Source organism: Dactylosporangium sp. McL0621, assembly GCF_049995355.1.
In the GTDB taxonomy this organism is placed as follows: Bacteria; Actinomycetota; Actinomycetes; order Mycobacteriales; family Micromonosporaceae; genus Dactylosporangium.
Window position 1 is genome coordinate 992,081 of record NZ_CP188259.1, and the last position, 26,099, is coordinate 1,018,179.

General features: G+C 71.9%; 25 protein-coding genes and 1 pseudogene. 19 read left to right on the forward strand and 7 right to left on the reverse strand.

Features of this window, described 5'->3' with window-relative positions:
* The first annotated feature begins 5 nt into the window (after positions 1 to 5).
* The 9 genes and pseudogenes from glmU (at position 6) to cysN (ending at position 9,329) form a co-directional block, all read left to right on the forward strand.
* On the forward strand, positions 6 to 1,511 hold the full coding sequence (gene glmU / locus ACPPVO_RS04635; RefSeq protein WP_360392444.1) for a bifunctional UDP-N-acetylglucosamine diphosphorylase/glucosamine-1-phosphate N-acetyltransferase GlmU: 1,506 nt from the start codon (positions 6 to 8) through the stop codon (positions 1,509 to 1,511).
* A 33-nt stretch (positions 1,512 to 1,544) separates the two neighbouring features.
* Positions 1,545 to 2,525, forward strand: coding sequence for a ribose-phosphate diphosphokinase (locus ACPPVO_RS04640; RefSeq protein ID WP_360392441.1), 981 nt, complete (start codon positions 1,545 to 1,547; stop codon positions 2,523 to 2,525).
* 329 nt (positions 2,526 to 2,854) lie between these two features.
* The gene (locus ACPPVO_RS04645; RefSeq protein WP_426510039.1) at positions 2,855 to 3,469 is read left to right on the forward strand and encodes a 50S ribosomal protein L25/general stress protein Ctc; all 615 of its coding nucleotides are present in this window, start codon (positions 2,855 to 2,857) and stop codon (positions 3,467 to 3,469) included.
* Positions 3,470 to 3,626: 157 nt separating this feature from the next.
* The gene (gene pth / locus ACPPVO_RS04650; protein ID WP_426510040.1) at positions 3,627 to 4,214 is read left to right on the forward strand and encodes an aminoacyl-tRNA hydrolase; all 588 of its coding nucleotides are present in this window, start codon (positions 3,627 to 3,629) and stop codon (positions 4,212 to 4,214) included.
* A 685-nt stretch (positions 4,215 to 4,899) separates the two neighbouring features.
* A pseudogene (locus ACPPVO_RS04655) lies at positions 4,900 to 5,490 on the forward strand (nucleoside-diphosphate sugar epimerase/dehydratase); the annotation flags it as partial.
* Positions 5,491 to 5,600: 110 nt separating this feature from the next.
* The gene (locus ACPPVO_RS04660; protein WP_426514537.1) at positions 5,601 to 6,326 is read left to right on the forward strand and encodes a sugar transferase; all 726 of its coding nucleotides are present in this window, start codon (positions 5,601 to 5,603) and stop codon (positions 6,324 to 6,326) included.
* Positions 6,326 to 7,126 (forward strand): 3'(2'),5'-bisphosphate nucleotidase CysQ, encoded by an 801-nt coding sequence (locus ACPPVO_RS04665; RefSeq protein WP_426510041.1) that lies wholly within the window; start codon positions 6,326 to 6,328, stop codon positions 7,124 to 7,126. Before ACPPVO_RS04660 ends, ACPPVO_RS04665 begins: the two co-directional genes overlap by 1 nt.
* A gap of 16 nt (positions 7,127 to 7,142) precedes the next feature.
* Positions 7,143 to 8,051, forward strand: coding sequence for a sulfate adenylyltransferase subunit CysD (cysD, locus tag ACPPVO_RS04670; RefSeq protein ID WP_360395098.1), 909 nt, complete (start codon positions 7,143 to 7,145; stop codon positions 8,049 to 8,051).
* Positions 8,052 to 9,329 carry a sulfate adenylyltransferase subunit CysN gene (cysN, locus tag ACPPVO_RS04675; protein ID WP_426510042.1) on the forward strand — a complete coding sequence of 426 codons (1,278 nt, stop codon included), beginning with the start codon at positions 8,052 to 8,054 and terminating at the stop codon, positions 9,327 to 9,329.
* On the opposite strand, the gene ACPPVO_RS04680 is transcribed toward cysN, so the two are convergent.
* Positions 9,313 to 10,089, reverse strand: a complete 777-nt coding sequence (locus ACPPVO_RS04680) for a hemolysin family protein (protein WP_426510043.1) — start codon at positions 10,087 to 10,089, stop codon at positions 9,313 to 9,315. The two genes, cysN and ACPPVO_RS04680, sit on opposite strands and share 17 nt — an antisense overlap.
* A 71-nt stretch (positions 10,090 to 10,160) precedes the next feature.
* On the opposite strand from ACPPVO_RS04680, the gene galE reads away from it, so the two are divergent.
* Positions 10,161 to 11,126: a UDP-glucose 4-epimerase GalE gene (gene galE / locus ACPPVO_RS04685; protein ID WP_426510044.1), complete on the forward strand. Its 966-nt coding sequence runs from the start codon at positions 10,161 to 10,163 to the stop codon at positions 11,124 to 11,126.
* Here galE and ACPPVO_RS04690 read toward each other — a convergent pair whose 3' ends face one another.
* Genes ACPPVO_RS04690 through ACPPVO_RS04705 form a run of 4 tightly spaced genes read right to left on the reverse strand, consistent with a single transcriptional unit; the run spans position 11,127 to position 14,711 of the window.
* On the reverse strand, positions 11,127 to 12,335 hold the full coding sequence (locus ACPPVO_RS04690; RefSeq protein ID WP_426510045.1) for a hypothetical protein: 1,209 nt from the start codon (positions 12,333 to 12,335) through the stop codon (positions 11,127 to 11,129).
* The gene (locus ACPPVO_RS04695; RefSeq protein ID WP_426510046.1) at positions 12,328 to 12,816 is read right to left on the reverse strand and encodes an RNA polymerase sigma factor; all 489 of its coding nucleotides are present in this window, start codon (positions 12,814 to 12,816) and stop codon (positions 12,328 to 12,330) included. The genes ACPPVO_RS04690 and ACPPVO_RS04695 overlap by 8 nt, the downstream gene beginning before the upstream one ends.
* Before the next feature lie 43 nt (positions 12,817 to 12,859).
* Positions 12,860 to 14,137: a hypothetical protein gene (locus tag ACPPVO_RS04700; protein ID WP_426510047.1), complete on the reverse strand. Its 1,278-nt coding sequence runs from the start codon at positions 14,135 to 14,137 to the stop codon at positions 12,860 to 12,862.
* Positions 14,127 to 14,711, reverse strand: a complete 585-nt coding sequence (locus ACPPVO_RS04705) for an RNA polymerase sigma factor (protein ID WP_426510048.1) — start codon at positions 14,709 to 14,711, stop codon at positions 14,127 to 14,129. Before ACPPVO_RS04705 ends, ACPPVO_RS04700 begins: the two co-directional genes overlap by 11 nt.
* A gap of 71 nt (positions 14,712 to 14,782) precedes the next feature.
* On the opposite strand from ACPPVO_RS04705, the gene trpS reads away from it, so the two are divergent.
* The 4 genes from trpS to ACPPVO_RS04725 all read left to right on the forward strand — a co-directional run bounded on the left by trpS (position 14,783) and on the right by ACPPVO_RS04725 (position 17,915).
* The gene (trpS, locus tag ACPPVO_RS04710; RefSeq protein WP_426514538.1) at positions 14,783 to 15,817 is read left to right on the forward strand and encodes a tryptophan--tRNA ligase; all 1,035 of its coding nucleotides are present in this window, start codon (positions 14,783 to 14,785) and stop codon (positions 15,815 to 15,817) included.
* A gap of 1 nt (position 15,818) precedes the next feature.
* Positions 15,819 to 16,346 (forward strand): 2'-5' RNA ligase family protein, encoded by a 528-nt coding sequence (locus ACPPVO_RS04715; protein ID WP_426510049.1) that lies wholly within the window; start codon positions 15,819 to 15,821, stop codon positions 16,344 to 16,346.
* An 88-nt stretch (positions 16,347 to 16,434) separates the two neighbouring features.
* Entirely contained in the window at positions 16,435 to 17,481 is a 1,047-nt protein-coding gene (locus ACPPVO_RS04720; protein ID WP_426510050.1) for a YihY/virulence factor BrkB family protein, read from the forward strand.
* 8 nt (positions 17,482 to 17,489) lie between these two features.
* Complete coding sequence (locus ACPPVO_RS04725) at positions 17,490 to 17,915, forward strand: hypothetical protein (RefSeq protein ID WP_426510051.1); 426 nt, start codon at positions 17,490 to 17,492, stop codon at positions 17,913 to 17,915.
* A gap of 7 nt (positions 17,916 to 17,922) precedes the next feature.
* Here the strand turns inward: ACPPVO_RS04725 and ACPPVO_RS04730 are convergent, their stop codons facing one another.
* Both ACPPVO_RS04730 and ACPPVO_RS04735 read right to left on the reverse strand, forming a co-directional pair.
* Positions 17,923 to 19,368, reverse strand: a complete 1,446-nt coding sequence (locus ACPPVO_RS04730; RefSeq protein WP_426510052.1) for a glycoside hydrolase family 13 protein — start codon at positions 19,366 to 19,368, stop codon at positions 17,923 to 17,925.
* A 10-nt stretch (positions 19,369 to 19,378) separates the two neighbouring features.
* Entirely contained in the window at positions 19,379 to 20,293 is a 915-nt protein-coding gene (locus ACPPVO_RS04735) for a MerR family transcriptional regulator (RefSeq protein WP_426510053.1), read from the reverse strand.
* 99 nt (positions 20,294 to 20,392) lie between these two features.
* Between ACPPVO_RS04735 and ACPPVO_RS04740 the strand changes: the two genes are divergently transcribed.
* The 5 genes from ACPPVO_RS04740 (at position 20,393) to ACPPVO_RS04760 (ending at position 26,095) form a co-directional block, all read left to right on the forward strand.
* Complete coding sequence (locus ACPPVO_RS04740; RefSeq protein WP_360380109.1) at positions 20,393 to 20,740, forward strand: hypothetical protein; 348 nt, start codon at positions 20,393 to 20,395, stop codon at positions 20,738 to 20,740.
* Between the two features lie 190 nt (positions 20,741 to 20,930).
* On the forward strand, positions 20,931 to 21,989 hold the full coding sequence (locus tag ACPPVO_RS04745) for a BMP family lipoprotein (protein WP_426510054.1): 1,059 nt from the start codon (positions 20,931 to 20,933) through the stop codon (positions 21,987 to 21,989).
* Positions 21,990 to 22,066: 77 nt separating this feature from the next.
* Positions 22,067 to 23,584 carry an ABC transporter ATP-binding protein gene (locus tag ACPPVO_RS04750; RefSeq protein ID WP_360380103.1) on the forward strand — a complete coding sequence of 506 codons (1,518 nt, stop codon included), beginning with the start codon at positions 22,067 to 22,069 and terminating at the stop codon, positions 23,582 to 23,584.
* Positions 23,585 to 23,666: 82 nt separating this feature from the next.
* Positions 23,667 to 24,842 carry an ABC transporter permease gene (locus ACPPVO_RS04755; RefSeq protein ID WP_426510055.1) on the forward strand — a complete coding sequence of 392 codons (1,176 nt, stop codon included), beginning with the start codon at positions 23,667 to 23,669 and terminating at the stop codon, positions 24,840 to 24,842.
* Complete coding sequence (locus tag ACPPVO_RS04760; RefSeq protein WP_426510056.1) at positions 24,839 to 26,095, forward strand: ABC transporter permease; 1,257 nt, start codon at positions 24,839 to 24,841, stop codon at positions 26,093 to 26,095. The genes ACPPVO_RS04755 and ACPPVO_RS04760 overlap by 4 nt, the downstream gene beginning before the upstream one ends.
* The last annotated feature ends 4 nt before the right edge of the window (positions 26,096 to 26,099 follow it).

The window sequence follows — 26,099 nt, forward strand, 5'->3', positions numbered from 1 at the left end:
CTACGATGAGGCGCACCGACACCGTCGAGGAGCGCTCCGTGAGAAACGTGATCATCCTGGCCGCCGGCGAGGGCAAGCGGATGAAGTCGGCGATCCCCAAGGTCCTGCACCCCCTGCTCGGGCGCACCCTGCTCGGGCACGTGCTGGCCGCGGCGGAGCCGTTCCTGGACAGCGGCACCGTGACGGTCGTCGTGGGCCACGGGGGCGACCAGGTCCGCGAGCACCTCGCCGAGGTGGCGCCGCAGGCCCGCTCGGTCACCCAGGAGGAGCGCCGCGGCACCGGGCACGCCGTCCGCATCGCCCTGGACGCCGACCCCGACCTGACCGGCACCGTGGTCGTGCTCAACGGCGACATCCCGCTGCTGCGCGCCGACACCCTCGCCGCCCTCGTGCACACCCATGAGGGCACCAAGGCCGCCGCCACCGTGCTCACCGCCGAGGTTCCCGACCCCACCGGGCTCGGGCGCATCGTGCGCAACAAGGGCGGGGAGTTCGCGGCGATCGTCGAGGAGCGCGACGCGACGCCGGCCCAGCGTGCGATCCGGGAGATCAACTCCGGGGCCTACGTCTTCGACGCCGCCGCGCTGCGCGCGATGCTCGGCAAGCTCTCCACGAACAACGACCAGGGTGAGGAGTACCTCACCGACGTCATCGGCCTGCTAGCCGCCGACGGCGCCCCGATCGTCGCCCACCGGGCCCCGGACGCGACCGAGACCCTCGGCGCCAACGACCGTGCGGAGCTGGCCGGCCTGCGCGCGCTGATGCGCGACCGGATCAACGGCGACTGGATGCGGGCCGGGGTGGCCATCGTCGACCCGGCCACCACCTGGATCGACGTCACGGTGACGCTGGAGCGCGACGCGGTCGTCGAGCCCAACACCCACCTGCGCGGCGCGACAAGCATCGGCGAGGGCGCGGTCGTCGGCCCGGACTCGTCGCTCATCGACGTGGTCGTCGGCCCCGGCGCCACGGTCGTGCGCACCCACGCCCTCTCCTCGCACATCGGGCCGCAGGCCTCCGTCGGGCCGTTCGCCTACCTGCGCCCCGGCTCCGAGCTCGGGCGCAAGGCGAAGGTCGGCACGTTCGTGGAGACCAAGGCCGCGACGCTGGGGGAGGGCGCGAAGGTGCCGCACCTGACCTACGTCGGCGACGCCACCATCGGCGAGCACACGAACATCGGCGCCGCCTCGGTCTTCGTCAACTACGACGGCGTGCGCAAGCAGCGCTCGGTCATCGGCGCCCACGCCCGCACCGGGGCCGACAACATGTTCGTCGCGCCCGTGACCGTCGGCGACGGCGCCTACACGGCCGCCGGTAGCGTGATCATCAAGGACGTCCCGCCGGGCGCACTCGGGGTCTCCCGGGCCCAGCAGCGCAACATCGAGGGCTGGGTCGAGCGCAAGCGGGCGGGCACCGCGGCCGCCGACGCGGCCAGCGCCGCCCGAGCACGTGAAGAAAACCACGCCGGGGCCGGTCAGGTGGCTGAAACGGGTCTTCCCGACGAACAATGAGCGCAACCACGAGATCGGGAGCGGGCGACCCCAATGGCCAGCATCAGTTCGGAGAACCGCAAGAACCTCATGCTCTTCTCCGGCCGGGGCTTCCCCGCGCTGGCCGAGGAGATCGGCGCCGTGCTCGGGGTCGACCCGACCCCGATGGACGCCTACGACTTCGCCAGCGGTGAGATTTTCATCCGGTACCGCGAATCCGTCCGCGGTTCCGACGCGTTCGTGGTGCAGTCGATGGTTTCGCCGATCAACGACTGGCTGATGGAGACGCTGATCATGGTCGACGCGCTCAAGCGCGGCTCGGCCAAGCGCACCACGGTCGTGCTGCCGTTCTACCCGTACGCGCGGCAGGACAAGAAGCACCGCGGCCGCGAGCCGATCTCGGCCCGCCTGATCGCGGACCTGCTCAAGACCGCCGGCGCCAACCGCATCCTCACCGTCGACCTGCACACCGCGCAGATCCAGGGCTTCTTCGACGGCCCGGTCGATCATCTGTTCGCGATGAACACGCTGGCCGACCACATCGAGGCCAAGTACGCCGGCCGCCCGATCACGGTCGTCGCGCCCGACTCCGGCCGGGTGCGCGTGGCCGAGCGGTGGACCGACCGGCTCGGCGGGTGCCCGCTCGCGTTCATCCACAAGACCCGCGACCCCAGCAAGCCCAACCAGGTCGTGGCCAACCGCGTGGTCGGCGAGGTCGAGGGCCGGGTCTGCCTGATCGTCGACGACATGATCGACACCGGCGGCACCATCGTCAGCGCCGCGGACATCCTCTTCGACGAGGGCGCCGCCGAGGTCGTGGTCGCCGCGACCCACCCGGTGCTGTCCGACCCGGCCTGTTCCCGGCTCGACACGAGCAAGATCAGCGAGGTTGTGGTGACAAACACCCTGCCCCTGCCTCCGGACCGTAAGGTTGAAAAGATCACCCAGCTCTCCATCGCCCCGCTGCTCGCCCGAGCGATCCGCGAGGTGTTCGACGACGGCTCCGTCACCACCCTCTTCGGTGGTTTGTCCTGAGTTTCGGCCGTTCGGCTCACGCGCATGCGTGATCTGCGCAATCAGACGGGGCACCCCGTGAGTGACGGTTCGTGCCTCGGGTAAGCTAGACCGGTTGCCACGGCGAGGGTGCTCCTTACGGGCCAGGCGTTGCGGTCTCCGTGTGACTGCCGGGTGTTCTAACCCCGACGGCCACACAGCGACCGGCACGACGGCCAAGCGGGCTCCGTGATCGACGCGGTGCTCAGGGCCCGTGCCCCAAGCGCCTCTCGCCCGAGCGCCGCACATAGACAACTGTTACCGGTCGCGCAGGCCGGTGCCCGCCGCACAACCGCATCAGGAGTTCTGTCGTGTCCGAGGTAAAGATCAGCGCCGAGCCCCGCACGGAGTTCGGCAAGGGTGGTGCCCGCCGCACGCGCCGGGCCGGCAAGGTGCCAGCCGTGCTGTACGGCCACGGCGAAGCGCCCCGCCACATCGCCCTCCCCGCCCGTGAGTTCGCCGCGGCCATTCGCCACGGCGGCAAGAACCAGATCTTCAACATCGAGATCTCCGACGGCAGCACCGCCCTGGCCCTGCCCAAGGCGATCCAGCGCGACCCGATCAAGGACACCTTCGAGCACGTGGACCTGCTGGTGGTCCGCCGCGGCGAGAAGGTGACAGTCGAGATCCCCGTCCAGCTCATCGGCGAGGCGGCCCGCGACACGCTGGTCATGACCGAGAGCAACACGCTCGCGGTGCTGGCCGACGCGACCAAGCTGCCCGAGCACCTGGAGGCCTCGATCGACGGCCTCCCGGCCGGCAGCCAGGTCAAGGCGGCCGACGTCAAGCTCCCGGCGGGCGTCGAGCTCGCGGCGGACCCCGACCTCGTCATCGCGATCGTCTCGGCCGCCCAGGACCAGTCGATCGTGTCCGAGACCGCCGAGGAGGCGCCGGCCGAGCCGGAGCCCGCGGCCGCCGAGGCCTGATCGCCCCAGCACCGTCACCTCCGCAAGCTCCGGTGCCGGCGTCAGCTCTGTGCTTATGGCGAGCGGCCCCTCCGCTTCGCTTCGGACCGCTCGCGTGAAGTGAGTCGCGGCCGCCTCCCGGGCGGCCGCGACTTTGCTGTGTGAGGAGGAGACCCCGGTGACCGACGCCGCACCCTGGCTCGTCGTGGGGCTGGGCAACCCCGGCCCGGAGTACGCGCGCCACCGCCACAACGTCGGCTTCATGGTCGCCGACCTCCTCGCCCGGCGGGCCGGGCTGCGCTTCGGCAAGCACCGCCGGACGGTCGCCGACGTGGCCGAGGGCCGGCTGCGCGTCGGCGGGCCGCGCCTGGTGCTGGTGAAGCCGCTGACCTTCATGAACCTCGCCGGCGGCCCCGTGGCCGGCCTGGCGCAGTTCTACAAGGTGCCGCGGGAGCAGATCATCGCCGTGCACGACGAGCTGGACATCCCGTGGACCCAGCTGCGGATCAAGCAGGGCGGCGGCGAGGGCGGCCACAACGGCCTGCGCTCGATGTCGAGCTCGCTGGGCGGCAAGGACTACCTGCGGGTCCGCTTCGGCATCGGCCGCCCGCCGGGCCGGCAGAACCCCGCCGACTTCGTGCTGTCCGACTTCGCGGCGGTCGAGCGCAAGGAGCTGGACTACTTCGTGGACCGCGCCGCGGACGCGGTGGAGATGATAATCGACCAGGGGCTCGAGGCCGCCCAGAATCGATATCACGCGGAGTAGACAACACTTTCATCTATGCAATAACGACCGTCCCGATTACCCGTCGGCGTGACGAATGTCCGAGTTGCACGTTGTACCCGAAGTTGCACCGTTTGATGGAAACGGTCCTTCTGAAGGAGGCAGCGTGGCGATCGACAGCGGACGAACGCGGGACGGGTTCCACCGCCCGGCCCATCTCCGCCGTGAGGATCGCCCCGGTGCCCCGCGCCGCGAGGGCCGCCCGGGGGCCGCGCGCCGCGAGCAAAGCGCGGCGGCCGCGCGCCGCGACGACCACCCCGGGGCCCTGCGCCGCGAGGAGCGCACGCCAAACGTCCGCCGCGAGCCCGACGCCGCCCCGCCGCCCGCCGCGAAGGCCCGCCTCGCCGACCACACGCCCGCCCTGAACAGCCGCCCGGCCGACCGCGCGCCCGCCGTGAAGATCCGCCCCGCCGACCGCCCGCCCGTGGTGTACGGCCGCCCGGCCGCCCCGGCCCGCGGCCGCTGCCCGAGCCCCGTGCGCAACCAGATCCGCCAGGTCTCGGCGAAGAAGCCGGCCGACGTGAACGTGCCCGTCTCGCCCGCCCCGGCCCCCGGCGCCGCCCCGGCCGCCGAGGTCGACCCGGCCCTGGCCGCCGAGGTCGAGGCGGCCGTACGCGGCACCACCCCCTTCACCCGCACCACCCCGGTGCGCATCGCCGCGCCGGACATGTCGGCGGGGGCCGGCCGCGCCTCGCGGCACCGGGCCCGCTGGGCGTGGGAGGGGCGCTACCTGCGCACCCTGCTCGTGATCGACTTCGTGATCGGGCTCCTGGCCGGCGCGGTGGCGTTCGAGGCCCGGTTCTCGGGCGGCCTGACGCTGTACAACAGCCGCTACATCCTGCTGTCGGTGCTGCTGCCCATCGCGTTCACGGCCAGCCTCGCGGCCAACCGCGGCTACGAGAAGCGGTACCTGTTCGTCGGCACCGACGAGTACCAGCGCGTCCTGCGGGCGGGCCTGGCCCTGACCGCCGCGACCGTCTTCATCGCGTACGCCACCGAGACCCGCATCGCCCGCATGTGGCTCTTCGTCGCGCTGCCGCTGGTCACCTTCGGCTGCCTGCTCGCCCGGTTCCTCCTGCGCCAGCTGCTGCACCGGGCCCACAAGCGGCGCGGGGCGTGCATGCGCCGGGTCGTCGTCGGCCACGAGCTCGCGGTCGAGGCCATGGCGCGGCAGCTGCGGCGCGAGCGGTACCACGGCCTGAAGGTGGTCGGCGCCTGCCTGCCCGGGGCCGGCGAGGTCGCCGACGTGCCGATCCTGGGCCGCTTCGACGAGGTCGCGGGCGCGGTGCGCACGGCCCGGGCCGACACCGTGCTGTCCTGTCCTGCCCGGAGCTGGACGGCCACGCGCTGCGCCGGCTGGCCTGGCACCTGGAGCGCGACGACATCGACCTCATCGTGGCCAGCACGCTCATCGACGTGGCCGGCAGCCGGACGACCATCCGCCCGGTGGACGGTCTGCCGATGCTGCACGTCGAACACCCGACCCTGAACGGGGCCCGCCGACTGGTCAAGGCGTTCGTCGACCGGGCCGGCGCGGCGCTGCTGATGGTGCTGGCCAGCCCCCTTCTGGCGATTCTGGCGCTGGCGGTTCGCATGGACTCCGCCGGACCGGTACTGTTCCGTCAGGTAAGAGTGGGCAAGGACGGTCACGAGTTCGTGATCTTCAAGCTCCGAACGATGCACATCGATGCCGAGGCCCGCCTGGCGGAGCTGCGGCACCTCAACGAAGTCGACGGCGCGCTGTTCAAACTGCGCAACGACCCGCGGGTCACCCGCGTCGGGCGACTTCTGCGAAAGTTTTCGCTCGACGAGCTGCCGCAGCTGCTCAACGTGATCGGCGGCAGCGTGTCGCTGGTCGGGCCGCGCCCGCCGCTGCCGGAGGAGGTCGCCGTGTATCCGGACGACGCCCGGCGCCGGCTGGCCGTGCGGCCCGGGATGACCGGCCTGTGGCAGGTGTCCGGCCGGTCGGACCTATCGTGGGACGAAGCGGTCCGCCTCGACCTGCAGTACATGGAGAACTGGTCGCTCTCGCTCGACCTGGTCATCATGCTGCGGACGCTGAGTGCGGTGACCCGAGGGGCTGGAGCTTACTGATGACCGATCTACCACCCGCCACCGACGGGGGCTTCGCGCGCTGGCTGGCCCAGCGGGCCGGGGACATGCTGCTGAAGCTGCGCGAGGAGATGGGGTACGCCGACCCCGCCGCGCTGCGCAAGGCGGGCGACCGTCTCTCGCACGAGCTGCTGGTGGAGCAGCTCACACGCTGGCGCCCGGCGGACGCGATCCTGTCCGAGGAGGGCGCCGACAGCGCGGCCCGGCTGCAGGCCGAGCGGGTCTGGATCGTCGACCCGCTGGACGGCACCCGCGAGTTCGGCGAGGAGGGGCGGGCCGACTGGGCCGTGCACGTGGCCCTCTACTGCCGGGCGACACCGGCCTCGTTGTCCGGGACCGGGGCGGTCCGCGGCCGCCTGACCGCCGGCGCCGTGGCCCTGCCCGCCCAGCACTGCGTGCTCGGCACCGACGCCCCGCCGCCGTTCCCGCCGATGCCCGGCGTGCAGGGCGAGCCGATCCGGATGGCCGCGAGCCGCACCCGCCCGCCGGCCCTGCTGGAGACCCTCGCCGGGAAACTTCCAATCGAGCTGGTGCCGATGGGCTCGGCCGGCGCCAAGATCGCCGCGGTCATCGACGGGGCCGTCGACGCCTACGTCCACGCCGGTGGGCAGTACGAGTGGGACTCCGCCGCCCCGGTCGCTGTGGCTCTCGCCACGGGCCTGCACGCTTCCCGTATCGACGGGACTACGTTGGAATACAACCAGCCCGACCCCCGCCTGCCTGACCTGGTGGTGTGTCGGAAGGCACTGGCGCCGTCACTGCTGGCCGCAATCAACAGCTGAGAGGTTCCCGCAACTCATGAGCCGGCCGCCCTACCGGGTCTCACACCTGGATGCTCTCGAGGCGGAGAGCCTGTTCGTCATGCGCGAGGTGGTCGCCGAGTTCGAGCGGCCGGTGCTGCTGTTCTCCGGCGGCAAGGACTCTATCGTGATGCTGCGCCTCGCCGAGAAGGCGTTCGCGCCCGCCCGCATCCCGTTCCCCGTCATGCACGTGGACACCGGTCACAACTTCGCCGAGGTGCTGAAGTACCGCGACCGCCGGGTCGCGGAACTCAACGTGCAGTTGATCGTGGCCAGCGTGCAGGAGGCGATCGACGCGGGCATGGTCCGAGAGTCGGCCGACGGGATGCGGAACCGGATCCAGACGCCGGTGCTGCTCGACGCGGTGGAGAAGTACCGCTTCGACTCCCTCTTCGGCGGGGCGCGCCGGGACGAGGAGAAGGCGCGGGCGAAGGAACGGGTGTTCAGCTTCCGCGACGACTTCGGGCAGTGGGACCCGCGCAACCAGCGGCCGGAGCTGTGGGCGCTCTACAACGCCCGGATCGCGCCGGGGGAGTCGATCCGGGTGTTCCCGCTGTCCAACTGGACCGAGCTGGACGTCTGGCACTACATCGCCCGCGAGGGCATCGACCTGCCCAGCATCTACTACGCGCACGACCGCGAGGTCGTCGACCGCGGCGGGATGCTGTACGCGATAAACGAGTTCCTGCCGCTGAAGGCCGGGGAGACGCCGTTCGTGGAGCGGGTCCGCTACCGCACGGTCGGCGACGCCTCCTGCACCGCCGCCGTCCGCAGCGACGCGGACACGATCGACAAGGTCATCGACGAGGTGGCGGCGACGCGGATCACCGAGCGCGGGGCGACCCGCGGGGACGACAAGGTGAGCGAGGCCGCGATGGAAGATCGCAAGCGGGAAGGGTACTTCTAAATGACCGCGGTGCTGGAGCGCCAGATGGACCTCCTGCGGTTCGCGACCGCGGGTTCGGTCGACGACGGCAAGTCGACGCTGATCGGGCGGCTGCTGTACGACTCGAAGGCGATCTTCGAGGACCAGCTGGAGGCGGTCGAGGCGACCTCGCGCTCGCGCGGGGACGAGTACACCAACCTGGCGCTGCTCACCGACGGCCTGCGGGCCGAGCGGGAGCAGGGCATCACGATCGACGTGGCGTACCGGTACTTCGCGACTCCCCGGCGCAAGTTCATCATCGCGGACACGCCCGGGCACATCCAGTACACCCGGAACATGGTCACCGGCGCGTCGACCGCCGATCTGGCCCTGATCCTGGTCGACGCCCGCAAGGGCCTGGTGGAGCAGTCCCGCCGCCACGCGTTCCTGTGCTCGCTGCTGCGGGTGCCGCACCTGGTGCTGTGCGTGAACAAGATGGACCTGGTGGACTACTCGCAGGAGGTCTACGACCGCATCGCCGACGAGTTCACCTCGTTCGCGGCGAAGCTCGAGGCCCCCGACCTGACGGTGATCCCGATCTCGGCCCTGCACGGCGACAACCTGGTCTCCCGCAGCGACAAGATGCCGTGGTACGAGGGCCCGTCGCTGCTGCACCACCTCGAGCACGTGCACATCGCCTCCGACCGCAACCTCGTCGACGTGCGGTTCCCGGTGCAGTACGTGATCCGCCCGCAGTCCACCACCGTGTCGGACTACCGCGGGTACGCCGGCCAGATCGCCTCCGGCGTGATGAAGCCCGGCGACGAGGTCATGGTGCTGCCGTCCGGCTTCACCACGAAGATCACGCACATCGAGACCGCCGACGGGGAGCTCGCCGAGGCGTACCCCCCGATGTCGGTCACGATCCGCCTCGCCGACGAGATCGACATCGCCCGCGGCGACCTCATCTGCCGGCCGAACAACGCCCCGCAGGTCGCCCAGGACATCGAGGCGATGGTCTGCTGGATGGACGAGACCCGGCCGCTGACGGTCGGCGGGAAGTACGCGATCAAGCACACGACCCGCTCGGCCCGCACCGTGGTCCGGGGCCTGCAGTACCGCCTCGACGTCAACACGCTGCACCGCGACGAGTCGGCCACCCAGCTCGCGCTGAACGAGATCGGCCGGGTCCGGCTGCGCACGACGGTGCCGCTGCTGGCCGACGAGTACCGCCGCAACCGCACCACCGGCGGGTTCATCATCATCGACGAGACGACCAACCGGACGGTCGGCGCCGGCATGATCATCGAGGCCGGCTGACCGAGATCCGGGCGACGCGGCGGCCCTCCACGGTGCTCACCTGGAGGTGCCAGCCGTCGTGGCGCACGTGGTCGCCGACCCGGGGCACCCGGCCCAGCCGGGCCATGAGGAAGCCGGCCACGGTCTCGTAGGGCCCGGCGGGCAGCCGCAGCCCGACCCGCTCGGCGAGGTCGGCCAGGTTGAGCCGCCCGTCCACCTCGTCCACCCGGGCCGGGGCCGGCGGGGCGTCGTACTCGTCGTGGATCTCCCCGACGAGCTCCTCGATCAGGTCCTCGAGCGTGACGATCCCGGCCGTGCCGCCGTACTCGTCCACGACGACGGCGAGGTGGTGGCCCTCGCCGCGCATCTCGGCCAGCGCGGCCAGCACCCGCTTGCTCGCCGGCAGCCGCTTCACCTCGCGGGTCAGGCCGCGCAGCGTCACCGCCGGGTCGACCGCGGGCGTCAGGAGCAGGTCGCGCAGGTGCACGAAGCCGAGCACGTCGTCCGGGTCGCCGTCGATCACCGGGAAGCGGGAGTGGCGGGCCCCGCGCACGGCCAGCACGGCGTCGGCGACGGTCAGCGCCGCGTCCAGGAACACCACCTCGGTGCGCGGCACCATCACCTCGCGCACGTGCCCGGTGCCGGAGTTCACCGTGATGAGGGTCCGCAGCTGGGCCTCGGAGATGCGGGCGGTGTCGGGAGTAGCGTGAAGCCGCCGCGCCCAGCGGATCAGCAGGGCGGCCGCAGCCTGCCGCAGGGTTCCGGGGCCAGGCTCCGGCATGGACAAAAGTGTAGCGGCGTGTACTTTTGTTTGAATCCTTTGATTAATCTGTCGAATTTTGGGAGGTTGTAGTGAAGCTACTCGTCACCGGTGGTGCCGGGTACATCGGCAGCATCGTGACCGCGCTGCTGCTCGACGCCGGGCATGAGGTGGTGGTGCTCGACGACCTCTCCACCGGCCACGAGGCGGCGGTACCGGCGGGCGCGACCTTCGTGCGCGGCCGGGTGCACGACGCGGTCGGTGACCTGCTGACGCCCGACTTCGACGGGGTCCTGCACTTCGCGGCCTTCATCGCCGCCGGGGAGAGCGTGCAGAAGCCGGAGAAGTACTGGGAGAACAACGCCGTCGGCACGCTGCGGCTGCTCGACGCGATGAAGGCGGCGGGGGTACGGCGGCTGGTGTTCTCCTCCACCGCGAACGTCTACGGCGACCCCGACACCGTGCCGATCCCGGAGACGGCGGCGGTGCGCCCGCCGAACCCGTACGCGACCTCCAAGCTCGCCGCCGACCATGCGCTGACCGGGTTCGCCGTCGCGCACGGCTTCTCCGCGGTCAGCCTGCGGTACTTCAACGTCGCCGGCGCCCTGCGCCGCCCCGACGGGAGCATGATCGGCGAGCGCCACGACCCGGAGACCCACCTGATCCCGATCGCGCTGCAGGTCGCGGCGGGCAAGCGGGAGAAGCTGCAGATCTTCGGCGACGACTACGACACCCCCGACGGCACAAACATCCGCGACTACATCCACGTCGCCGACCTGGGCGCGGCCCACCTGCTCGCGCTGGGCACCATGGACGGGGCGGGGCACCGGATCTTCAACCTGGGCAACGGCACCGGCTTCTCCAACCGGCAGGTCGTGGAGGTCGTGCGCGCCGTGACCGGGCACCCGATCCCGGTGGAGATGGCCCCGCGCCGCCCCGGCGACCCGGCCCAGCTGGTCGCGTCATCGGACAAGGCCAAGCACGACCTGGCCTGGACGCCGCACTACGCCGACCTGGCGACGATGGTGGCCGACGCCTGGGCGTTCATGAACCGGTAGCTACTGCGCGTCGAGCTTCTGCCAGGCGGTGCCGTCGACCGAGAACGCGGTGTAGATGTCCGCCATCTGGTAGGCGACGTACCCGGCCTCGGTGCGGGCCAGCCGCATGGTGCGGTGCAGGCCTTCCAGGCGTACCCACGACGCACCCCCGTCCTCCGAGACCAGCCAGTGGCCGTAGCCGTCGACGATGAGCAGGCGGCCGTCCAGCAACGGGACCAGGTCGCCGCCGATGGTGGCCTGGCCCGCGGTCGGATGGGGCGCGTCGAACGTCGCCCCGCCGTCCACCGAGACGGCGACGGCGAGCAGCCGCTCCGGGGTCGCGGCGGCCTCCTGGGGCGCGACGATCGTGACGTAGACGGCCCGGCCGAGCAGCGCCGCCCGGGCCGAGGACTTCGCCGGGAAGCCCGGGAACGCGGTCAGCGCCCAGCTCGCGCCGCCGTCGCGGGAGACCGCCACGGCCGGCCGCCCGTCCCCGGTGCGCCCGCCGACCCACCACGACCCGTCGCCGGCGCGGACGGGGGAGCGCCAGCACACGGTCAGGGGCGGCTGCTGCGGTACCGGGGCCAGATCCGTCTTGGTGATCGCGCCCGTCGGGGCGCCGCACGCGTCGTCGGCCAGCGCGAGCAGCCGCGAGTTGCCGGTCAGCGGCGCCGCCGGGCCGGGCGGCCCGTTGCCGGTGTTCCACTGCTCGCCGTCGGCGCTGGCCGCCCACGGGTGACCGGGGCCGGCGCCGAGCACGACGACTCCGCCCGGGACCAGTACCAGCTGGGGCCGGTCGGCGACGGGCGAGCGGACGGTGTGCCACGACCGGCCCCCGTCCGTGGTGCTGCTGACCCACGCCTGGCAGCAGTCGGAGGTCAGCAGGAAGCCGCGGTCGGCGTCGAGGAACTCGGCGTCGCGGACCGTGCCCGGCAGGTCGGTGGGCAGGTGCGGCAGGCCCGAGATGGCGATGCCGGCGGCGCTCCAGGTGCCCGCCGGGTCGGCCGTGTCCGAGGCGGCCACGATCGGCGCCGGGCCCTCCCGGCGGTCGAGCCCGGCGATCGTCGCGGCCACGGCGGCCAGGACGGCGAGCGCGCCGGCGCCGGTCCGGGCGGCGAGCCGGCGGCGGCGCAGGGCGGCGGCCCGGACCGCGATGACCTCCATCGGCGGCTGCTCGATGTCGAGCCGGTCGCGTTCGGCCCGCAGCCGGGGCCCCAGCTGGTCAGGCACGGGCCACCTCGTATCCGCGCAGGCGCCCGGCCAGCGCGGCGCGGCCGCGGGACAGGCGCGACTTGACGGTGCCGGCCGGGACGTGCAGCGCGGCGGCGATCTCGTCCACGCTGAGGTCGGCGTAGTAGTGCAGCACGATGACCTCCCGGTAGCCGCGGGGGATGGCGTCGAGGGCCTCGGTCAGGTCGGTGCGGGTGTCGAGGTCGGGCTGCGCGGGGTGCTCCTGCAGCGGCCGCTCCCGCAGCATCAGCAGGTCGAGCACCCGGCGGCGGCGCCAGCGGCGGCGCACCACATTGAGCGCCACCGTGCGCAGCCAGGCCTCGGGGTTGTCGATGCCGGCGAAGCCGCGCGGGCGGGCGACGGCCCGCGCGAACGCCTCCTGTACCGCGTCGTGGGCCTCGTTGAGGTCGGTCGTGAACGCGTAGAGCTGCACCACCAGCCTGCGGTAGCAGGCGTGGTACACCTCGCCGACGTCGCCCACGCTGACCACGATCCTCCGGGGGCCCCGCGGGTTCCCGCGATTTTCAGCTCGGCTGCATGGTGCCGGTCACGGCCGCCTCCTGCCAGGCCTTCGCGTCGCGCGAGACCCGCGCCGGGTCGCCCAGCGCCGCGTAGCCGTTGTCGACGACGGAGATCGCCCCGCCCGGCCCGGGGACGACCGTGAAGTGCTCGCCGTCGTTGCTCTCGAAGAAGACCGTCTCGCTGTCGGAGTGCACCCACAACAGCACCGAACGGTCCGCGCGCACCAGGGCGCCCAGCGTGCGGTTGTCCAGCGTCTTGAGCTGCGCCGGCAGCTCGACCGCGCCGCGGACCTCGCGCCAGTTCAGGCCGCCGTCGCTGGTGCGGAAAAGCCGGATCGCGTGGCTGTACGGCACGAAGGCCCACGCGCTGTGGCTGTCCGCCGAGGCCACCGTCGGCACGTCGCTGCCGGCCGGCGCGTCGAGGGTGCGGGCGAGCCAGCCGCCGCCCTGGTCGAGGCTGACGCCCACGGCCGGCGCGCCGGTGTGCAGGTCGGCGCCGGTCACCCACCAGCCGGCCTTGGCGGGCAGTCCGGCCGCGACCGTGCGCCGGGCCATGGGCGGCTGGCCGATGATGCTCAGCGCGCCGTCGCTCTCGCGGACGCCGAACAGGTCGCCGTACTGCACCAGCTGGACGGCCCGGTCGCCCGGCCCGAGCGCGAGGCGGTCGGCGGGGCCCATGACCGGGGAGGTGTCCTGGGGGTTGAGCTGGGTCTGGATGTCGGTGGTGAGCTCGAAGCGCACGCTGGCCCGCGACCCGCCGCCGACCTCGCCGCTGAGGATGTAGCTGGTCGCGGCGATCCGCAGCAGCTGGACGTTGGAGATCCGCTCCAGCGGGCTGGTGCGCAGCGCGTCCACGACGTACGGGTTGCGCCGCTCGGGCCCGCCGAGCGTGGTGACCTGCAGGCTGCAGCGGCGGGCCTGGGGCACCTCCACGCACACGTCGACCGCGGCCACCAGGCTGGGCAGATCGCCGGCCGCGGCCATCACAGTGATCGTGGACGGGTACTTGCCGGCCGCCGGCGGCGTCTCCGACGCCACGGGGCTCCAGGCCTCCCCGAGGTCTGGGTTGGGGCCGAGCGCCACCGGGCCCGGGCGGCCGAAGACCCCGGCCAGCGCGACCGGGGCGAGCACCCCGAGGGTGCCGACCAGCGCGCCGAGCACGGCTAGGCGGTCCCGCAGGCGGACGCGGCCGGCGCGGCGGTACAGCGTGGCGAAGTCCGGCACCCAGGTGGCCGCCTCGATCTGCGCGCGCAGGGTGCGGAAGTCCAGCTCAGGGCGCATCTCGCACCTCCTGGGGCTGGTCCGGGTCCGGCACGTGCGGCGGGGCGGGGCGCCGGCGCGGGGCCGCCTCGCCGGCCTCGACGTCGCTGAGCAGGGTGGCCAGCATGGCGCGGCCACGGGAAAGCCGCGCCTTGACCGTGCCCACCGGCACGCCCAGGGCGTCGGCGACCTCGTGGACCGACATGTCGGCCAGGTGGTGCAGCACGATCGTCTCCCGCGTGGCCTGCGACAGCTGCTGCAGGGCGGCGACCAGGGCGACCCGGTTGGGGTCGACGCCCGGCACGCTCTCCACGGGCCGGGCGACCCGGCCGCTGCGCACCAGTGTGTCGAACAGGCGGCGCCGCCGCCAGCGGGTGCGGGCCAGGTTCATCGCGACGGTGCGCAGCCAGGCCTCCGGGTCGGCGACGTCGAGGAACTGCCGGGGCCGGGCCAGCGCGCGGGCGTACGCCTCCTGGACGAGGTCCTGCGCCTCGGCGTGGTCACCCGTCAGGGCGTACAGGGCGGCCACCAGGCGGCGGTAGTGCGCCTGGTACGCGTCGCGTACGGCCTCACGGGCCTCCAGCTCGTCGCCCACGCGCCACCTCCCTCGCCAAGCACGCTATCCAGACAGACGCCTGTGTGAAGCATCTGGTTGCGCCTGACAGAATGGCGGGCATGTCGTCTCCCGCCCGGCCCCGGGTGCTCTCCGGGATTCAGCCCACCGCCGACTCGTTCCATCTGGGCAACTATCTCGGTGCCCTGCGCAACTGGGTGGCGATGCAGGAGACCCACGACACCTTCTACTGCGTGGTCGATCTGCACGCGATCACCATGGGTCACGACCCGGCGCTGCTGCGCAAGCGCACCCGGGTCGGCGTCGCCCAGCTGCTGGCCCTCGGGCTCGACCCGGAGCGGTGCACCCTGTTCGTGCAGAGCCACGTGCCCGAGCACGCGCAGCTCGGCTGGGTGATGAACTGCCTGACCGGCATGGGCGAGGCCGGCCGGATGACCCAGTACAAGGACAAGTCGGCCAAGCAGGGCGCCGACCGGACCAGCGTCGGGCTGTTCACCTACCCGATCCTGCAGGCGGCCGACATCCTGCTGTACCACGCCGACGCCGTCCCGGTCGGCGAGGACCAGCGCCAGCACCTGGAGCTGACCCGCGACCTGGCGCAGCGGTTCAACACCACGTTCGGCCAGACGTTCACGGTGCCGGCGCCGTTCATCATCAAGGACACCGCCAAGATCACGGATCTGCAGGAGCCGACGGCGAAGATGTCCAAGTCGTCGTCGACCGCCAACGGCCTCATCGAGCTGCTGGAGGACCCGGCCCGCGCGGCCAAGAAGATCCGTTCGGCGGTCACCGACACCGGCCGCGAGATCCTCTTCGACCAGGTGAACAAGCCGGGCGTGTCCAACCTGCTCACGATCTACTCGGCGCTGTCGGGCCGAACGGTCGAGGAGCTCGTCGCGGCGTACGACGGCAAGGGCTACGGCGACCTGAAGAAGGACCTCGCCGAGGTCGTGGCCGAGTTCGTCAGGCCGATCCAGCAGCGCACGAACGCCTACCTCGACGACCCGGGGCAGCTCGACAAGCTGCTCGCGATCGGCGCGGAGAAGGCGCGGGCGGTTGCGGAGCCGACGCTGAAGACGGTGTACGACCGCATCGGCTTCCTCGCTCCCGGCGCTGCCGCGCACTGAGGTGGACAGGACCACCATCGGCGTCGCGATCGACATTCCGGAGCCGTGGGGCGGCGAGCTCACCGCCGCCCGCCTGGCCGCCGGTGACCGGGTCGCGGAGCACGTGCCGGCTCACGTCACCCTCCTCGGCCCGACCGAGATCGACGCCGCACGACTGCCGGAGATCCACCGGCACCTCGGCGAGGTGGCCCGGGCGCACCGGGAGTTCACCGTGCAGCTGCGCGGCACCGGCACGTTCCGCCCGATCACCCAGGTGGTGTTCGTGGCGGTCGCGGCCGGTATCGGCGAGTGCGAGCAGCTGCACACCGCGGTGCTCGGGACCGGCGCGATCTCCCCGGCCGCCCGCTTCCCCTACCACCCGCACGTCACCATCGCCCACGACGTCGCGCCCGAGCAGCTCGACGCGGCGTTCGCGGATCTGGCCGGCTACGAGGCCTCGTTCGCGGTCCGCGGGTTCACGCTGTTCGAGCACGACCACGGCGGGCGGTGGCGTCCCTGTGCGGAGTACGGCCTCACGGCGGACCATTAGACGTGAGCGGTCCGGAGCGGAGCGGAGGGGCCGTGAACCATAGGCACAGTTTTTTCGCGCCGACGCCGGAGCTTGCGGAGGTGGCGGCGTGAGCGTCCTGGACCGGCTCGAGGCCGGGTTCGACCGCATGATCGCGGCGGCCCGCGGTCGTTCGCGGGTGTTCGACCACGTCTGGCGGGCCCAGCAGCGGTACTTCGACGTGGACGCCGTCCGCCTGGCCGCCGCGACCGCGTACTACGGCTTCTTCGCCGTCTTCGCGATGGTGGTCGTGCTGTTCTTCATCCTGGGCCAGGTGCTGGACAACAACCGGCTGGTCGTCGAGCGCGTGCAGATCTACCTGCAGGCCAACCTGCCCCAGCTGCAGGGCGACCAGATCTTCGCGGGCAGCCAGCAGATCGGCATCATCGCCCTCGTCGGCCTGGTCATCGCGGGCGTCGGCTGGGTGGAGAACCTGCGCTCGTCGCAGCGCGCGCTGTGGCAGCTGCAGGAGCATCCCGGCAACCCGGTGGTCCGCTGGCTGCTCGACCTCGCCGTGCTGGTCGGCCTCGGCCTGCTCCTGCTGATCTCGATCGGCATCTTCGCCGGCGTCCAGGAGCTGATCTACTGGCTGGCCGGCGACTTCGACCAGGACCCGGTGCGCGTCGCCCTGCGCGGCTTCTCGACCGTGCTCTCCGGGGTGGTCGACGTGTCGCTGGGCGCGGCCCTGCTCGTCGGGGTGCCCCGGCTGCGGATGTCGCTGCGGCGGCTGTGGCCGTCGGCGCTGCTCTTCGCGATCGGGCTCGGGCTGCTCAAGACGCTCGGGAAGTGGTACATCACCCGCACCGAGCACAATCCCGCCTACCAGCTCGTGGCCGGCACGATCGGGCTGCTGCTGTACATGTACCTGCTGCACCAGCTCCTGCTCTTCGCCGCGGCGCTGTCCGCCACGAGCCCGCACGGCCAGGTGCACGACCTGGCCGGCGGGGCGCCCCGGGCCGACGTCCAGGCGGCGCGGCGCGCGGCGGAGCTGGTGGAGCAGGCGGCCGAGCAGGCCGAGCACGCGGCGCAGGTGGCCGCGAACGTCGTGCCGCCGCCCGGATCGACCGGCATGGTGTCCGGCGGTTCGGCGGGTGCGGAGCGTCAGGAACCGTCATGATGGGCGCCGTGGGTGCACTCGTGACTTTGGACCTGCCGGCCGACGCGCCGGCGCTGACCCTGCCGTGGATCATCACCTTCGGCCCGATGAACGACGAGGAGGAGTGGGAGCCGGTCGTGTGCGGCCCCTACGAGCGCGCGCACGCGCTGGCGCTCGCGGAGGCCGTGGTGGCCGACGAGGACCTGATGGCGGTCGTCGAGCCGCTCCAGCCGCACGTGACGGTGGACCAGATCCAGGGCGACATCGCCGCCTCCCGGATGGCGGCCGAGAACGAGGACCTGGAGACGGCCGCGCTGGACGCGGAGCTCGCCGGCTACGGCGAGGAGTACCACGACCACGACCACGAACACGGCGACGACCACACGCACGAGCCGCCGTCGGTCGACGAGATCCGCGCCGGCTTCTCCCGGATCGCGGCCAAGCTGAGCAGCTGACGAACCGTCAGTCCCGTTCCATCCAGACCGTCGTGTCGGGCGGCAGCGTGCCGCCCACCGGCGAGCTGGCCAGCACCGGCGCCCGCGGCAGGCCGAACGCCGGCCCCCCGAGGTTGGCCGCGACCAGGAAGCCCTCGGTCTCGAAGCACAGCACGCCGTCGGGCGCCGGGCGCCAGGCCAGCGTCGCGGCCGGGCGGCGCCGGCGCAGGGCCTCGCGGTAGAGGCTGAGGACGGAGTCGGGGTCGGCGCGCTGGACGGCGACCGTGCGCGCGACCCAGTCCGCCGGCATCGGCAGCCAGGAGCGCCCGCCCGGCCCGAAGCCGAACGGCGGCTCGTCGCCCTCCCACGGCAGCGGCACGCGGCAGCCGTCGCGGCCGATCTCGGCGCCGGCCGAGCGGATCCACTGCGGGTCGGCGCGGGCCTCGTCGGGCAGGTCGAGCACCTCGGGCAGGCCGAGCTCCTCGCCCTGGTAGAGGTACGCCGAGCCGGGCAGCCCGAGCATGAGCAGCGCGGCGGCGCGGGCCCGGCGCAGGCCGACCACGCCGCCACCGAAGCGGGTGACGGGGCGGCGCCGGTCGTGGTTGGACAGCACCCACGTCGGGGGCGCGCCCACCTCGGCCGCCGCGGCCAGCGAGGCCTCGATGATCCGCCGCAGCTCGGTGGGGTCCCAGGGGGCGTCGAGGAAGTCGAAGTTGAACGCCTGGTGCAGCTCGTCCGCGGCGACGTACCGCGCGACCCGGGCCGGCTCGGTGTCGAAGACCTCGGCGACGGCCATGCGCTCGCCCGGGTACGAGTCCAGGATCTTGCGCCAGCCGCGGTAGATGTCGTGCACCCGGTCCTGGTCGAAGATCGACACCGCCGCGAGGTCCGGTTTCACCAGGCCGTGGGCGACGTCCACGCGGAAGCCGTCGACGCCGCGGTCCAGCCAGAACCGCAGGATGTCGTCGAACTCGGCCCGGACCTCCGGATTGTCCCAGTTCAGGTCGGGTTGGGCGGGGTCGAAGCAATGCAGGTACCAGGAGCCGTCGGCCACCTGGGTCCACGCCGGGCCGCCGAACAGGGACCGCCAGGCGTTGGGCCGCTCCTCGGTGGAGCGGAACACATAGCGGTCCCGCCGGCCCTCGGTGAACCACGGATGGGCCGAGGAGGTGTGGTTCGGGACGATGTCGACGATCACCCGCAGGCCCAGGCGGTGGGCCTCGGCGAGCAGGGCGTCGAAGTCGGCCAGGGTGCCGAAGACCGGGTCGACGTCGCGGTAGTCGGACACGTCGTAGCCGCCGTCGACCATGGGGGAGCGGTAGAAGGGCGACAGCCACAGGGCGTCCACGCCCAGGTCGGCCAGGTGTGGCAGGCGGGCCGTGATGCCCGGCAGGTCGCCGACCCCGTCGCCGTCGGAGTCGGCGAAGCTGCGCGGGTAGATCTGATAGATGACCGCGGTCCGCCACCACTCCACCTGATCAACGCTACCGGGGCGGCGTGGCCCGCAGGGCCGAAAGGAACCACGCCCAGCGGTGCATGGTCGACGGGATCGGGGGCCAGCCGTTGATCACGGCCATCAGCTGCCAGTACCGCTCCGCCCGCGGCTCGATCGACAGCTCGATCGCCTCCGCCACCTCGCGGCGCAGGTCCGCGCCGTCCGGCACGCCGGCCGCCGCGGACCACCGCTGCATCACCTCGTCCACCACGGCCGCCGGCGCGGGCGAGCCCCGGTCCTGCGCCTCGGCGACCAGGTCGATGAACCACTTGAGGTCGGCCGGGCCGGTCGGGACGATCCGCCGGGCGCCGGGGGCGAAGCTGCGCCGCCCCATCTCCCGCAGGCGCGCGCGGAAGTCCGGCGCGCGCAGCATCTCGGCCAGCTCGATCCAGGCGTCCACCTGCTCGTCGGTCGGCTCGTCCGGCAGGTCGGCCGACACGCTGCGCATGCCCGCGGCGAACTCCTGCGACTCCGCGGTCTCGTTCACGCCCGCGAAGATGCTGTCGAAGAACTCGTCGATGATCCGCCGGCGCTCGTCCGCGCTCGCCTGCGCGATCCGGGCCAGGCGCTCCAGGTCGGCCGGGCTGGAGTCGCGGCCCGCCACCGCGCGCAGGGCGGCCCGGCGCAGGCGCAGGACCCGGATCTGGATGCCCAGGGCGGAGGCGTGCGCCGCGGCCACTTCGCGCAGGTCCGCCCCGCGGTCGAGCACCTGGCGGATGGTGGCCAGGTCCAGGCCCAGCTCGCGCAGCGTGCGGACGAACTCGAGGCGCACGATCGAGCCGTGGTCGTAGCGGCGGTACCCGGCCCGCGACCGCTCGGCCTCCGGCACCAGGCCGACGTCGGAGTAGTACCGGATCGTCTTGACCGGCAGGCCCGTCAGGCGCGACAGCTCGCCAATGTTCACGGACGACGCCTTGGGCGAGTGGTGAACCCGATCAACTTCATAAAGGGAATCGTCGACCCTCCAGTTGGGGGAGAGTCAACCGGCCGCTACCTTGCGCGAGTGGAACCTTTGCGGCTCATCCTCCTGTTTCTGCACCTGATCGGCTTCGCGATGCTGCTGGGCGGATCGATCGCGCAGTACCTCACGGGCAAGCTGCGCGTCAACCAGGCCATGCTCTGGGGCGCGATCGTCCAGGTGGTGACCGGCCTCGGGCTCGCCGCTCCGCTGCGCGGCGGCGGGGATCACGAGCCGCCGACGGCCAAGCTCGCGGTGAAGCTCGTGATCGGGCTCATGATCTTCGTCATGGCCTTCTTCTCCCGCAAGCGCGACGAGGTCAACCGCGGCCATTTCCTCGCTTTGGTCGGGTTAACGATCGCTAACGCCGCGGTTGCCGTGTTTTGGCGGTAACTAGGAGGTTACAAGATCGATCCCACGAGGCGGGAGCGCCGTCGGCACGTCACGGCCCTATAACGCACTCCTCCCAACCCGGCAGCAAACGGTGGTTCAGCACCGGCGAGGGCGTACGCTCCCGCCGTTGGGTTCACCGCGTTCCGGCGGTGCATTGGGAAGGGAGACCGTCTTGCGCCAAGTGCGTGGGATGAAGGTTCTCGCGGCCGCCGCGGTGGCGTTTGTCGCGTTGGGCACCATTACCGCTTGCGGTGATGACAAGAACAGCGCGGGAGATGGCAGCAGCGCACCGCCCGCGAAGAAGAGCGTCAAGGTCGGCCTCGCCTTCGACATCGGCGGCCGGGGCGACAAGTCGTTCAACGACTCCGCCGCCGCGGGCCTGGACAAGGTCAAGAGCGACCTCAACCTCGAGGTCAAGGACCTGGCCGCGGTCGCCGGCGAGAGCGAGAACGACAAGTACTCGCGGCTCAAGCTGCTCTGCACCAGCGGCTACAACCCGGTCATCGCCGTGGGCTTCGTCTACGACGGTGCCGACGCCGCGAACGGCCCGCTCGCCCGTGCGGCCAAGGACTGCCCGAACACGAAGTTCGCGATCGTGGACGGCGCGACCAAGGCCGACAACGTGGCCGACCTGACGTTCGCCGAGGAGCAGGGCTCCTACCTGGTCGGCGTCGCCGCGGCCCTGAAGAGCACGAAGGGCACCGTCGGCTTCATCGGCGGCTGCCAGGTCGACCTGATCAAGAAGTTCGAGGCGGGCTTCACCGCCGGCGCCAAGGCCACCAAGGCCGACATCAAGGTGCTGACGAACTACCTGTCGACCCCGGCCGACGCCTGCAAGGGCTTCAACGACCCGGCCGGCGGCAAGACCGCCGCGAGCGGCATGTACGACCAGGGCGCGGACATCGTCTACGCGGCGGCCGGCGGCTCCGGCTCCGGCGTCTTCGAGGCCGCCAAGGACAAGAAGGCCCTGGCCATCGGCGTCGACTCGGACCAGTACAACACCGTCAGTGACGCCTCGCTCAAGCCGGTCATCATGACCTCGATGCTCAAGCGGGTCGACAACGCGGTGTTCAACTTCGTCAAGGACTACGCCGACGGCAAGTTCACGGCCGGCGCGACCGTCTTCGACCTCAAGGTCGACGGCGTGGGCTACGCCACCTCCGGTGGCAAGATCGACGACATCAAGGACAAGCTGGAGGCGGCCAAGGCCGACATCGCGTCCGGCAAGGTCGTCGTTCCTACCAAGTAGTAGGTTCTCGTAGTAGACATCGGGTGCTCGGCGGGGGACTGTGATCCGGTCCCCCGCCTCATCTTTAGGGAGCCTGGATGACCGCGGAACCATCCGCCGTCGAGCTGAAGGGGATCACGAAGCGGTTCCCCGGCGTTGTGGCCAACTCCGACGTCAACCTCACCGTCCGCAAGGGCACGATCCACGCGATCGTCGGTGAGAACGGTGCCGGCAAGTCGACCCTGATGAAGATCCTGTACGGCATGCAGCCGCCCGACGAGGGCGAGATCATCGTCGACGGGAGCCCGGTCCGGTTCTCCTCGCCGCAGGGCGCCATCGCGGCCGGCATCGGCATGGTGCACCAGCACTTCATGCTCGCCGACAACTTCACCGTGACCGAGAACGTGGTGCTCGGGGCCGAGAAGCTCTACGGCATCGGGTCGAAGGCCAAAGCCAAGATCAACGAGATTTCGCAGCGGTACGGCCTGGGCGTACGCCCGGACGAGCTGGTGGAGCACCTCGGGGTCGGCGACCGGCAGCGCGTGGAGATCCTCAAGGTGCTCTACCGCGGCGCCCGGATCCTGATCCTCGACGAGCCGACCGCGGTACTCGTCCCGCAGGAGGTCGACGAGCTCTTCGGCAACCTCCGCGAGCTCATCCGCGAGGGCCTCACGGTCCTGTTCATCTCGCACAAGCTCGACGAGGTGCGTGCGGTCGCCGACGACATCACGGTCATCCGCCGCGGCACGACCGTCGCCTCGGTCAAGCCGGCCGACGTGTCCGCCCGCCAGCTGGCCACCCTCATGGTCGGCAGCGAGCTGCCCAGCCCGGAGGCGCGCGAGTCCACCGTGACCGACGAGCCCGCCCTGGTCGTCGAGGGGCTCACGGTCCTCGGCGCCGAGGGTCGCCCGGTCGTGAACAACGCGACCTTCACCATCCACCGCGGCGAGGTCGTCGGCATCGCCGGCGTCGAGGGCAACGGCCAGGCCGAGCTCGCCGAGGCCATCCTCGGCATGCGCGCGGCGACCGGCACCATCCGCCTCGGCGGCGACGACGTCTCCTCCTGGTCCACCCGGCGCCGCCGCGAGGCCGGCATCGGCTACGTGCCCGAGGACCGGCACCGCCAGGGCCTGCTGCTGGACGCGCCGCTGTGGGAGAACCGCATCCTGGGCCACCAGACCGAGCGGCCCAACGCGCGGGGCTTCCTGATCGACGTCGGCGGGGCCCGGCGCGACACGCAGCGGATCGTCGAGCAGTACGACGTGCGCACCCCCAGCATCGACGTGGCCGCCCTGGCCCTCTCCGGCGGCAACCAGCAGAAGCTCATCGTCGGCCGGGAGATGAGCCACGAGCCGAAGGTGCTCATCGCGGCCCACCCGACCCGCGGGGTCGACGTCGGCGCCCAGGCCGCGATCTGGGACCACATCCGCAGCGCCCGCATCGCCGGCATGGGCGTGCTGCTGATCTCGGCCGACCTCGACGAGCTCATCGGCCTGTCCGACTCGCTCAAGGTCATCTACGGTGGGCGGCTGGTGGCCGACGCCGACCCGGCGACCGTCACCCCCGAACAGCTGGGCGTCGCCATGACCGGCGCCACGACCGAGGAGGCCTCGTGAGCGGTACGGAACGAAGTGGAGTGGCCGCTCACCGGGGGTGCTGTGATCCGGCGCCGACACCGGAGCTTGCGGAGGTGTCGGCGTGAGTGCGGGAACCGTCACCGCCGCCTCCCCGCCGCCGTTCTGGCGCCGCGTCGACCCGGCGAAGCTCCTGCCGCAGCTCATCGCGCCGGTCGCGGCGCTGCTGCTGGCCGCGGCGATCTCCTGGCTCGCGCTGAAGCTGACCGGCAAGGACGCGGGCCAGGCCTTCAGCGACATGCTCGACTTCGGCACGCAGCCGGACTCGATCGTGGAGATCCTGAACAAGGCCAGCGAGTACTACATCGCCGCGGTGGCCGTGGCCATCGGCTTCAAGATGGGCCTGTTCAACATCGGCGTCGAGGGCCAGTCGAAGATCGGCGCGTTCATGGCCGGGGCCCTGGCCAGCGCCTCCTTCATGAGCTGGCTGCCCGGCACGCTGCGGATCGTGCTGATCATCGTGGTCGCCGCCATCGTCGGCGCGATCTGGGCCTCGATCGCCGCGCTGCTCAAGACCCAGCGCGGGGTCAGCGAGGTCATCTCCACGCTGATGCTCAACGCGATCGCCGGCCAGGTGGTGACCTGGCTGCTCAACGAGCACTGGGGCGTGCAGCAGCCCGGCGCGCAGATCAAGACCACCGGCGTGCTCCCCGAGAACTCCTGGATGCCCGGCCTGCCGATCGTCTCCGGCACCGACCAGAAGGTGCTGGGCTTCCTGGCCATCGCCGCGGCGCTGGGTGTCGTGTACTGGTTCACCGTCAACCGCACCCGCTTCGGCTTCGACCTGCGGGCCACCGGCTACAACCCGTTCGCGGCCACGGCCAGCGGCGTGAGCGCCAAGCGGATGGTCATCACCGCGATGATCATCTCGGGCGCCATCGGCGGCCTGGTCAACCTGCCCCGCATGCTCGGCGAGACGCACACCTACACCGAGGGCTTCGGCGGCATCGGCTTCACCGGCATCGCGGTCGCGCTGCTGGGCCGCAACCACCCGGTCGGCATGGCCCTGGGCGCGATCCTGTGGGGCTTCCTGGCCCGCTCCCAGCTCATCCTCGACCTCGACGGCATCCCGAAAGAGATCGTGGTGATCATGCAGGGCGTCGCCGTGCTGTCCGTGGTCGTCGCCTACGAGCTGGCCAACCGCATCGGCCGGCGCGCACAGCAGCAGCGGGTCGGCGCCGCCACCGCGGCCCCGGCCGGCTCCGCCCCGCTGGCCCCCGTAACGGAGGAGTCCAAGTGAGCACCGACGCGATGCTCTCCGCCGTCGCGGCGGAGCCGGCCGCACCGAGGCGGCGTCGCATGAGTACCGCCCGGATCCTGCTCATCGTCGCGGGCACGCTGATCGGCCTGTCCCTGGTCCACCTGCTCACCGGGGCCGACGACGTCACCTCGCAGGGCGCCATCCAGGCCGCGCTGCAGGCGGCGGTGCCGATCGGGCTCGCCGGCCTCGGCGGGCTGTGGTCGGAGCGGGCCGGCGTCGTGAACATCGGCCTTGAGGGGCAGATGATCCTCGGCACCTGGTTCGGCGCGTGGGGGAGCCTGAACTACGGGCCCTGGGTCGGGCTGTTGATCGGCATCGCCGGCGGCGCGCTCGGCGGCCTGCTGCACGCGCTGGCCACGGTGACCTTCGGCGTCGACCACATCATCTCCGGTGTGGCGATCACGCTGCTGGCGCCGGGCATCACGCGGTACCTCTCCTTCATCGTGTGGGGCAGCGCCGGCGCGACCCAGTCGCCCGCGCTCAAGCCCGACCAGACCGTCCCGCGGGTCTCGGTGCCGTTCGTCGACCGGCTGGCGGGCCTGGAGAAGCACCACTGGTTCCTCGTCAGCGACCTCGCGGGCGTGCTGCGCGGCCTGCTCGTGGACGTGTCGCTGGTGACGGTGCTCGCGGTGCTGCTGATCGTCGGGACCTGGCTGGTGCTGTGGCGCAGCCCGTTCGGCCTGCGCGTGCGTTCGGTCGGCGAGGACCCGCGGGCGGCCGAGAGCCTCGGCATCAACGTCTACAAGTACAAGTACTACGGCGTCGTCATCTCGGGCGCGATGGCCGGCCTCGGCGGCGTGTACCTGTCGACGGTCAGCTCCGTGATCTTCCGCGAGGGGCAGACGGGCGGCCGCGGGTACATCGGCCTCGCCGCGATGATCTTCGGCAACTGGCGTCCGGGCGGGCTGGCGCTGGGCGCCTCGCTGTTCGGCTACACCGACGCGCTGCAGCTGCGCCGCGGCTCGGAGTCGGTGCACGCGCTGCTGATCCTCGTCGGCGCGCTGCTGCTGGCCCTGGCGGTGTGGGAGTTCGTGCGCCGCAACACCGTGGTCGGCGTGGCCGCGGGTGTGCTCGGCATCCTGTCCTACGTCCTGTACTTCACCGTCGACAAGATCCCCACGGCGCTCGTGCAGGCCGCGCCGTACATCACCGTGCTCGTGGTGCTCGCCCTCGCCGCCCAGCGGTTGCGGATGCCCGCGGCCGACGGCAAGCCCTATCGCCGCGGCGGATGATGGT